Raw genomic sequence first — 9,780 nt, forward strand, 5'->3', positions numbered from 1 at the left:
CCCGACTTAGTGAGGATTTGACCATGACTAACATGATCCGCCCGGCCCTGAGCCTGCTGGTTCTGATGACCCTGATCACTGGCGTTGCCTATCCATTGGTGGTCACCGGCGTGGCCCAGGTGGCATTCCCTGCCCAGGCCAACGGCAGCCTGGTGCGCGATGCCAGCGGCAAGGTGCGCGGCTCCAGCCTGATCGCCCAGGACTTTACCGGCGACGGCTGGTTTCACCCGCGGCCCTCGGCCGGTGCGTTCGCCACCGTATCCAGCAGCGCCAGTAACCTGGGGCCAAGCAACCCGGCGCTGGCCACTCGCGTGTTCGACGATGCAACCAGGCAGCAGGTGCCAGGCCAGGGCCCGGTGCCGCTGGCCTCGCTGACCACCTCCGGCAGCGGCCTGGATCCGCACTTGCCACCGCCGGCGATTGCCTATCAACTGGCGCGGGTGGCCGCGGCGCGAAATGTGCCGGTGGCGACCTTGCAACGCTTGCTGGATGAACACATCGAAAGCCCGTTGGTGGGCCCGCCGGTGGTAAACGTTCTGGCGCTGAACATGGCCCTGGAAAAATTGTAGGCCGCGTCGCCGTCATCGCGGGCAAGCCCGCTCCCACATTGGAATGCAATCCCCTATGGGAGCGGGCTTGCCCGCGATGACGCCATAAAAGCCCTTCCATAAACACCTGAAGGAACCCTGAAGCATGAGCGACTCCGGCCGCGCCGACGCCCTGTTAGCCGATCTGCCCCGGGATGGCCGTGGCCGCCTCAAAGTTTTCCTCGGCGCCGCGCCCGGTGTGGGCAAGACCTACGCGATGCTCCAGGCTGCTCATACCCAATTGCGCCAGGGCGTGCGGCTGATCGCCGGCGTGGTCGAAACCCACGGCCGCGCCGAGACCGAAGCCTTGCTCGGCGGCCTGCCGCAACAACCGTTGCTGCGCAGCGAATACCGCGGCGTGATGCTTGAAGAAATGGATCTCGACGGCTTGCTCGCTGCCCGGCCCGGATTGGTGCTGGTGGACGAACTGGCCCACAGCAATGCGCCCGGCAGTCGCCACGAAAAGCGTTGGCAGGATATTCAGGAGTTGCTGGCGGCCGGTATCGACGTGTTCACCACGGTCAACGTCCAGCACCTGGAAAGCCTTAATGATCAGGTGCGCGGTATCACCGGCGTGCATGTGCGTGAAACCCTGCCGGACTGGGTGCTGCAGGAGGCCGACGAACTGCTGCTGATCGACCTGCCGTCCCGTGAGTTGCTCGAGCGCCTGCGCGACGGCAAGGTCTATGTGCCGGAACAGGCCCGCGCTGCCATCGATGCGTTTTTTACCCAGACCAACCTGATGGCCCTGCGCGAGTTGGCGATGCAAACCGCCGCCGCCCATGTCGACGATGACCTCGCCCAGGGCTATCGCCAACTCGGCCAGGCCGCGCCGGCGGTGCGTGGCCGTTTGCTGGTGGGGGTGGACGGCGATGCGCAGGCCGAGCGGCTGGTGCGCCATGCCAGTCGCGTGGCCCAGCGCCGGCATTTGCCGTGGAGCCTGGTGCATATCGATAACGGCCGGGCGCGGGATGAGCAATCGCGCCTGCGCCTGCAAAACGCCCAGCAACTGGCTGAGCGCCTGGGTGGCGAAGTGGTGCTGTTGCGCGCTGGCGAGGTGGCCAGGACGTTGATCCAGCATGCCGCCGAACGCCGAGCCAGCCTGTTGCTGGTGGGACAGTCGCGGATGCGCTGGCGCCGCCGGCTGCTGGGGGGCGGTCTGGCTGCACGCCTGTTGCGTCAGGCGCGGGGGCTTGAAATCAACGTGCTCGACAGCGACGAGTTGCCCGCGTCGCCGCGCTTGCCACAGGTGATGGGGCTGCGCTGGTTCGATTACGCCCTGGCGGTGGTGGCCACACTGGTGGCGGCTGCCGTGGCGTGGGGGGTGTCCAGTGTGATGCCGTTGCCGAACATCTCGCTGGTGTTTCTTGCCGCCGTGTTGCTGGTGGCAGTGCGCAGCAGCCTCGGCCCGTCGCTGGTATGTGCCGCGCTCTCGTTCATGGCCTACGACTTTCTGTTTATCCCGCCGAATTTTTCTTTCGCCATTCAGCGCGAAGAGGACGTGCTCACTCTGTTGTTCTTCCTGCTGATGGCGGCGCTCACCGGCAACCTGGCCGCGCGGCAGCGCCAGCAACTGCAAGCGTTGCGCGATACCCAGGAGGAAACCAGCGAGCTGCTGGACTTGTCTCGCAAGCTGACCGCCGCCACCGATCGCCAGGCAGTGATCAGCGCGGCGACGCTGCACCTGCAAGGTTGGAGCGACCTCGACCTGTGCCTGGTCAACCGCGACGGGCAGGGCGGCTGGACGGTCGAAACCGGCGGCCCGTTGACGTTCACCGAGGCCGAGCGCGCCGCCGCCGACTGGTCCTGGCAGCATGACCAGCCGGCAGGCAGGGGCACTGGCACCTTGCCGTTCGGGCGCTGGTGGTGGTGGCCGCTGTCGGGCGAAGAGGGCCCGTTGGGCTTGCTCGGTGTGAGCGCCAAGCCGGGTTTGGAACTGAGCGGCCAGCGTCGACGGTTGCTCACGGCCTTGAGCCAACCGCTGGCGCAGGCCCTGGCCCGCGCGCAGTTGGCGCAGGAGCTTGAGTCCGCACGATTGCATGGCGAAACCGAGCAACTGCGCAGTGCCTTGCTCGCCTCGGTGTCCCATGACTTGCGCACGCCGTTGACCTCCATGCGTGGCAGCATCGACAGCCTGCTGGCGCTCGGCGAAGCGATTCCCCTGGACGACCGCCGTGAACTGCTGGAAGGCACCCGCGACGAAGCCGAGCGCCTGGACCGCTACATCCAGAACTTGCTCGACATGACCCGCCTGGGCCATGGCGCACTCAAGCTGGCGCGCGACTGGGTGTCGCCCGGCGATATCGTCGGCAGCGCCCTCGGCCGTCTGCGCGCGGTGCTGGCGCCGTTGCAGGTGACCACCGATGTGCCAGCGGAACTGCCGTTGCTGTACGTGCACGCGGCGCTGATCGAGCAGGCGCTGGTCAACGTGCTGGAAAACGCCGCGCGCTTTTCACCGATTCACGGCCGCTTGCAGTTGAGCGCCGGCGTCGCGGACGACCAGCTGTTTTTCGCGGTGGCCGACGAGGGGCCGGGGATTCCCGAAGACGAACGCGCGAAGATTTTCGACATGTTCTACACCGCTGCACGCGGTGACCGGGGCGGGCAGGGCACGGGCCTGGGTCTCGCCATCTGCCAGGGCATGGTCGGCGCGCACGGTGGGCATATCCGTGTGGCCGATGGCATCGACGGGCGCGGCACTTGCATCACCTTGTTTTTGCCTTTGCCGGCACAACCTGGCCTGGAGCGTGAGGCGTGAGATACCCTGTGTTCTTGACGATTTATGATTGGACACCATGAGCCAGACCGCGACGATTTTGGTCATTGATGACGAGCCGCAGATCCGCAAGTTTCTGCGCATCAGCCTGGCTTCCCAGGGCTACAAAGTGATCGAGGCCGGGACCGGCACCGAAGGCCTGGCCCAGGCGGCGCTGAACAAGCCGGACTTGCTGGTGCTCGACCTGGGCCTGCCGGACATGGACGGCCAGCAGGTGCTGCGCGAGTTTCGCGAATGGTCCACTGTACCGGTGCTGGTGCTGTCGGTCCGCGCCAGCGAAGGGCAGAAAGTCGAAGCGCTGGACGGTGGCGCCAACGACTATGTGACCAAGCCGTTCGGCATCCAGGAGTTCCTCGCGCGTATTCGCGCGTTGTTGCGTCAGGCGCCGGCGGGCGAGGCTCAAGAGGCCGCGCTGCGCTTCGGCCCGCTCACCGTGGACCTGGCCTATCGCCGGGTATTGCTCGACGGCGCCGAAGTGGCGTTGACCCGCAAGGAGTACGCGGTGCTGGCGCAACTGGCGCGCCATCCGGGGCGGGTGATCACCCAGCAACAACTGCTCAAGGACATTTGGGGGCCGACCCACACCGAGGACAGCCACTATCTGCGTATCGTGGTGGGCCACCTGCGGCAGAAGCTGGCGGATGATCCGACTCAGCCGCGGTTTATCCTGACGGAGCCGGGGGTTGGGTATCGGTTGCTGAGTAGCTGAGTGCAGTTGGGTCTGGACTGGCCTCATCGCGGGCAAGCCCGCTCCCACAGGTTGATCGCGTTCCAATGTGGGAGCGGGCTTGCCCGCGAAGAGGCCATCGGTACACCGCTAAATATCAACTCTGCTCACTCTCATACCGATCCAGCGTATCACTGGCAATCTCCCGCCCCAGCGCGATCAATTCCGGCGCCTTGTAAAACTCGAAAAACCGACATACCCGCTTTGGCACATTGATCAGCACATCCGGCGGGTACCCGGCGATCTTGTACTGCGCCAGCGATGTTTGCATCACCTCGAAACTCTGATTGATCAAGTCCAGCAGCGACGCTGGCCCGACGTTGTCGATAATGAACGAACCGGTGGCCGACTTCGGCGCGCCGGGTTTTTCCGGCGCGGCGGCGGGCTGCTGGGAGTCGGGCTCGGCCGACTCCAGCCACGGGTTGATTTCCGCCGCATGGGCCTGCAGGGCTTCCTGCTCGAGCTTCATCAACTGTTCGGCCTGCTTGCGGCGAAACGGCAGGTGCGAGCCGAGTGATTTGGCCAGGCTGTTGAAGCGGCTCTTGAACGCCGGCGGACGCTGGATCACCGGCAAATGGTAGTGCTTCTGGTGGGTGGCGTTGAGGTTGACCGCGATGATCAGGTCGCAATGGCTCGACACCACCGGCACGATCGGCAACGGGTTGAGCAAACCACCGTCCACCAGCATGCGGTTGCCTTGCATCACCGGCGTGAACAGGCTGGGAATCGCCGCCGAGGCGCGCATTGCCTGGTGCAGGCAGCCTTCCTGGAACCAGATTTCCTGCTGGTTGGTCAGGTCGGTGGCGACGGCGGTGTAGGGGATGCGCAGATCTTCGATATTGATCTCGCCGACGATCTTGCGGATCTGCCCGAACACTTTCTCGCCACGAATCGCCCCCAGGCGAAAGCTCACGTCCACCAGGCGCAACACATCGAGGTAGTCGAGGCTTTCGATCCAGTTGCGATAGTCGTCCAGCTTGCCGGCGGCGTAGATCCCGCCCACCACCGCGCCCATGGAGCAACCGGCGATACAGGCGATGTCATAGCCGCGCCGTTCGATTTCCTCGATCACGCCGATATGGGCGTAACCCCGGGCCCCGCCGGACCCCAACACCAAGGCAACACGTTTCTTCATAGTTCCTGCCCTACGCAAAACAGATGCCCACAATGCACCCATTGAGGGGGCCGCTTCAATCGCCGCGGCGGCTTCACAATAGTTCTCCAGAATAACGACGGGGCTAGGGTATGCTTCGGCAATCAGCGCTTCGGTTACAGGCTGTCCTACAAGGCACTTTTCTTCGTAGGCACCGTCTACAGCGTACGACTGTTTTTCTTATTTTGAGGTGTCATCGATGAAAGCCTGGATGTGTGTGCCCGTGATCCTGTTGGCCCTGGCCGGTTGCGCCGGGAAAACCGCTTACCGCGACAGCTGCGGATCGCAATTGGACGCCGCCTGGAAAGAGCTGGACCTGGCCAAGGCCGAAGGTTTTGCCGGCACCGTCAGTTATTCCAAGGCGTTGTCGCTGTTGACGGGCGCCAAGACCCAGCAGCAGTTCGAGGCGTTCGAGGGCTGCTCCAACAAGGCCGAAAAGGCGCGGTTCTATATTCGTGAGTCGCGCGCCGGTCGTTGATCGGTTAAACGGGGTTTTCATCGAAACGGGAGGACAGGATGTCAGCGTTGGTTGATCAGTTAGTCGCTCAGGTCATTGGCCTGGAAGTAGGGTTGCTGAGCTGCCAGGCTCGCCTTGCCGCCGTCACCGATGATGAAGCCTTGCACGACCTGCGCACCACCGTGCGCCGCCTGCGCAGTCTGTTGCGCCCTTTGAGTGAATTGCCAGGTGTCGAGCAGCTTGAATTGGCGGCCGGCACGGTGGGCCGTTTGACCACGCCGCTACGCGACCGCGAGGTGCTGGCGGCGTATTTGCTTGAGCAGGGTTATCAGGTGGCCGCGCAGCGTCGCCTGCAGCTGCAGCCGGACGCCTATCGCCAAGTGGCGCAGAGTCCTGAGCTGGCGCACCTGCTACAGATTCTCGATGCATTCCCTCGGTTCATTCGTGCCGCCCAGCGCCAGAAATTACTCAAGGGATTACGGGCGCGTATCGAAAAGCGTCTTGCCAAACAATGGCGCAAGCTGGGTGATGCGCTGAACGACCCGAGCCACGATCGCCACCGCTTGCGGTTGTTGATCAAGCGTGTTCGTTATGCTGCCGAGGCTTATCCGAATCTGGACAAGCTGCCTGCCAAGGCAGTACCGCGTCTGAAAAAAGCCCAGGGCGCCCTGGGTGACTGGCATGACTGTTGGCAATGGCTGGCCCAGTCCGAACAACAACTCGACCTGCTTCCCTGCGTGGCGGTCTGGCGTACGACCATGACAAAGGCCGAGGTGCAGGCGGATCGCGTGCTGGATAAACTGCGCGCCGATTGTTTCTGAACCGTATCGTGCCCGCTGACGCCGGTCCGGTTTTTGGCGGGAACAGGCGCTGTACCTTGAAGGCGTGATGGTTAAGATGCGTCGATCGATTTTCTGGATATGAGGCTGCCATGCGCTTTAGTGACTTACTCGACGCTGTTCGGCGCAACCCGCAGGATGTCACCATACCGGCCGAATGGGGCCAGGGCCGCGCCAGCTTTGGCGGTCTGGTCGCCGCCCTTTTGTATGAAACCATGATTGCCCAAGTGCCCGCCGGGCGGCCACTGCGCTCCCTGGCGATCACCTTTGTGGGGCCTGTGGCGCCGGATGTATCGGCCAGCTATCAGGTCGAAGTGTTGCGCGAAGGCAAGGCCGTCAGCCAATTGCTCGGTCGCGTGGTGCAGAACGGCGAAGTCGCCACCTTGGTGCAGGCCAGCTTCGGCGCTTCCCGCGCATCGGAAATTGAAGTGGCCAGCGAACCGGCGCCGGTGTTCAAGCATTGGGACGAGGGGCAGGATGTGCCTTATATCAAGGGCGTCACGCCGGAGTTCATGCGGCATTTGTCGATGCGCTGGACCGTGGGCGGCCTGCCGTTCAGCGGTCAGAAATCCCGCACCATGGGCGGCTGGATTCGTCTGCGTGGCGATGTGAAGGAGGAGCCGCTGACCGAAGCGCATATCCTCGCGCTGGTCGACGCCTGGCCGCCGGCCTTGCTCTCGCACCTGAGCCAACCGGCGCCGGGCAGTTCACTGACCTGGACCATCGAGTTCATTCAGCCCTTGCAGGACCTCACCACCCTCGACTGGTGTCAGTACCATGTCACCATCGAACACGCATGCGACGGCTATGGTCACACTGCCGCCGCCTTTTGGAGCCCGAGCGGCGCACTGATCGCTATCAGCCGCCAGACGGTGACCGTATTCGCCTGACCCTCAGCGACGCTGCAGCCCCATGCCTGCCAGAATGCCTACTACACCTACGGCAACACTGGCCAGGCTGGTGCTGAACACGCCCGAAGCGATCAGCAGAAAGCCGGTGATAAACAGCGGCACAGCGATCAATTGCAACGCCTGGTGAGTGGCGTGTTGCTGGTTTTGCGGGAAGTTGCGCCATTGCCAGGCGGGGAAATCAGGATGACGTTTGCCCATGATGGTAAATCCTCTGTCCGTTTAAACAACATGGGCAGAGTTTAGGTGGGCAGGGTAGGGGGCGGCGAATTGGGGTTGGCTATGGGGGTCATAGCGTTCGTGAGCGCTTCGCCTGCGCAGCAGCCCTAAAAAGAGCTGTTGGCCTCTCTAAAGAAACGCATTTTTTTCCGCAAGATTAGGCATATCTATTTTTGTGTTAATCACAAGCTGAATCCGGGTGGTTAAAGTATGCAGCTGGACCGCAGAGAGAAATAAATTTTGCTTTTAACTCAATTGCTGAGGATTTAGAAGTTGCGTGCAACTCAAAATAATTTCCCCGTTTAATTATCACCATTTTCAATTTTTCTTTAGTTGGAATATTTTTGATCCTGATGTCGCTCAAGCCTCCGCAATCTAAACCAGTTCTGCATGTGTTAAAACCCTCTTTAATCCACTTTTCTGGGGGTATGTCAGGAGTTTCTGGAATGTCAAAACCCAAGCCGATATTGGGCCTGTCATTATCAATGGTCACTGAGAAAAGTGTTATTTCGCCGATTTCCACTGGGTAGGTGAATACCTTGTTAAAAAAGATAGTGTTGTCCAGTTCGTTCCAATATTTCATTTTTACCCTTGAATAGCCCCGCGATTTGGGCCTTAGCCAGCAAATCCATCTGCAATCCCTCGCACTGTGTGATCAGGCGAAGGACTTTGCAGAGGTTGGAAGATAAAAGAAGTCGGCCTTATTCGCGGAGATGGATTCGGGATTGTGGGGGGCAATATTCATACGCCGGAGGAATATGCTGAGGTGGAGAGTGTGGTGCCGCTGGTGTATTTGTTGAGTTGGATGATCGTGGAGCTTTCGTAGCGGTGAGTGGGGGGCTCACTCGGTGTTGAGTGAGCCTGTTTTTGTTGCGGTAGCTTCTGCATCATAAGTGACTAGGCAGTTGAGTAAAGTTAGCATGAACTTCCTTTTGTTTAAGATTTCGTCTTCGAAGTATATGTCAAATAGATAAAATACAGACTCAAAGTCATCTCCCTTTTCTAGGAAGTATTGAAGTGTATCGATATGCCAGCGCCTTTCATCAGGCTTGTATCTCATGAACTCTGGTTTTGTAAGTATTTCAAATAAGCTTATAAGTTCTTGTTCGTTGTTCACGTTTTTTGAACAAATCAACTCATCTCTTTCAGAGTCTCGTGAGTTTTCTATGCAGTAAGTGAATAGAAGACCTTTGATGATTTGTAAGTCTGGTTTAAATTTCATTCGAAGTCACCATAGGCAGTGATAGGCTGTCCATCTTCATTTAAAAAGACTCTTGCATTTCTTGTTTTTCCGTACTCGTAATTTTCTTTTTTATAGCCTTCGCCAATAGTTTCACCCATATCCATTGGTCTTTTAGATGCCGATAAATTTATCTGCTTGAAGATGAGCTGTGCACGGTAGATAGCGTTTAATTGATTCCTGTGACTTAAAAAGTGAGTGGCTGCACTGGGTGGTCTAGGTTCTCCTATATGGGGACCTCTTAGGTATCTTTCTATCTCACCAGTAGTTGGGTTTTTCGCTGTCATGACTCTCTCTAACTGAGACTCTAGCGACGTTTGAGCTCCATGCTTTTCTAAAAAATGTGCTCCCGGCGAAGCTTTTTCGAGTTCATCCAGACGTCTGTAAGCATTAGCTTCCGCAAGCTTATCAATTTTTGCCTGCCGCTCAGCTCGTGAAAGTTGCGGTAGTGCCGGCTCTCCGTGATTTACATTCTCTGCAGGATTTTCAGCGGTAGTGCTGGCCTTGCATCCATCTCCACCTGGGCATTGACTCAGACCCAGCGGGTCCACCCACCCCGTCGGATTCGGTACGTACTGGTAAGCATTGATCCCACCCGCCAGCTTCACCGGGTCCGGCGTCAGATAGCGCCCAACATCCGGATTGTAGTAGCGATGTCGGTTGTAGTGCAGGCCGCTTTCCTCATCGAAGTATTGACCCTGAAAGCGCAGCGGGTTATCGATTTTGCCGACGTCGAGGCGGCTGATGTGGCCGTAGGCGCGGTAGTGGGCGGACCAGACGATTTCGCCGTCTGGTGCGGTCAGTTCCTGTGGCGTGCCGAGGTGGTCGAGTTGGTAGTGGTAGGGGCTGGTGGCGTCGGAGCCGAAACCATCCA

General features: G+C 60.0%; 10 protein-coding genes and 2 pseudogenes. 7 read left to right on the top strand and 5 right to left on the bottom strand.

The window, feature by feature from the left end:
• Positions 1-23: 23 nt before the first annotated feature.
• The 3 genes from kdpC (at position 24) to TU75_RS13290 (ending at position 4,072) form a co-directional block, all read left to right on the top strand.
• On the top strand, positions 24-569 hold the full coding sequence (gene kdpC / locus TU75_RS13280; RefSeq protein WP_003238631.1) for a potassium-transporting ATPase subunit KdpC: 546 nt from the start codon (positions 24-26) through the stop codon (positions 567-569).
• 124 nt (positions 570-693) lie between these two features.
• A complete protein-coding gene (locus TU75_RS13285) occupies positions 694-3,345 on the top strand; it encodes a sensor histidine kinase (protein ID WP_060549191.1) in 2,652 nt (883 codons plus the stop codon).
• A 37-nt stretch (positions 3,346-3,382) separates the two neighbouring features.
• Positions 3,383-4,072 carry a response regulator gene (locus tag TU75_RS13290; RefSeq protein ID WP_015371591.1) on the top strand — a complete coding sequence of 230 codons (690 nt, stop codon included), beginning with the start codon at positions 3,383-3,385 and terminating at the stop codon, positions 4,070-4,072.
• A gap of 115 nt (positions 4,073-4,187) precedes the next feature.
• Here the strand turns inward: TU75_RS13290 and TU75_RS13295 are convergent, their stop codons facing one another.
• Complete coding sequence (locus tag TU75_RS13295) at positions 4,188-5,225, bottom strand: patatin-like phospholipase family protein (RefSeq protein WP_015371592.1); 1,038 nt, start codon at positions 5,223-5,225, stop codon at positions 4,188-4,190.
• A 217-nt stretch (positions 5,226-5,442) separates the two neighbouring features.
• Here TU75_RS13295 and TU75_RS13300 point away from each other — a divergent pair, with 217 nt between their 5' ends.
• From TU75_RS13300 to TU75_RS13310, 3 genes are all read left to right on the top strand, one after another.
• Complete coding sequence (locus tag TU75_RS13300; RefSeq protein WP_003238638.1) at positions 5,443-5,721, top strand: hypothetical protein; 279 nt, start codon at positions 5,443-5,445, stop codon at positions 5,719-5,721.
• 38 nt (positions 5,722-5,759) lie between these two features.
• Positions 5,760-6,521 carry a CHAD domain-containing protein gene (locus tag TU75_RS13305; protein ID WP_060549192.1) on the top strand — a complete coding sequence of 254 codons (762 nt, stop codon included), beginning with the start codon at positions 5,760-5,762 and terminating at the stop codon, positions 6,519-6,521.
• Between the two features lie 110 nt (positions 6,522-6,631).
• A complete protein-coding gene (locus TU75_RS13310) occupies positions 6,632-7,429 on the top strand; it encodes an acyl-CoA thioesterase (protein WP_060549193.1) in 798 nt (265 codons plus the stop codon).
• Between the two features lie 9 nt (positions 7,430-7,438).
• On the opposite strand, the pseudogene TU75_RS13315 reads toward TU75_RS13310, so the two are convergent.
• A pseudogene (locus tag TU75_RS13315) lies at positions 7,439-7,648 on the bottom strand (terminase); the annotation flags it as partial.
• Between the two features lie 196 nt (positions 7,649-7,844).
• Complete coding sequence (locus TU75_RS26565) at positions 7,845-8,249, bottom strand: Imm50 family immunity protein (protein ID WP_082630401.1); 405 nt, start codon at positions 8,247-8,249, stop codon at positions 7,845-7,847.
• A gap of 111 nt (positions 8,250-8,360) precedes the next feature.
• Between TU75_RS26565 and TU75_RS28560 the strand changes: the two are divergent.
• Positions 8,361-8,492, top strand: a pseudogene (locus TU75_RS28560) (glutamate carboxypeptidase); the annotation flags it as partial.
• Between the two features lie 15 nt (positions 8,493-8,507).
• On the opposite strand, the gene TU75_RS13320 reads toward TU75_RS28560, so the two are convergent.
• Both TU75_RS13320 and TU75_RS26570 read right to left on the bottom strand, forming a co-directional pair.
• Positions 8,508-8,888, bottom strand: coding sequence for a hypothetical protein (locus tag TU75_RS13320; RefSeq protein ID WP_060549194.1), 381 nt, complete (start codon positions 8,886-8,888; stop codon positions 8,508-8,510).
• Positions 8,885-9,780 (bottom strand): RHS repeat domain-containing protein (locus TU75_RS26570; RefSeq protein ID WP_211267969.1); only part of this gene is annotated, 896 nt, incomplete at its 5' end. The genes TU75_RS13320 and TU75_RS26570, both read right to left, overlap by 4 nt.

The organism is Pseudomonas poae, from assembly GCF_001439785.1.
Taxonomy (GTDB): domain Bacteria; phylum Pseudomonadota; class Gammaproteobacteria; order Pseudomonadales; family Pseudomonadaceae; genus Aquipseudomonas; species Aquipseudomonas poae.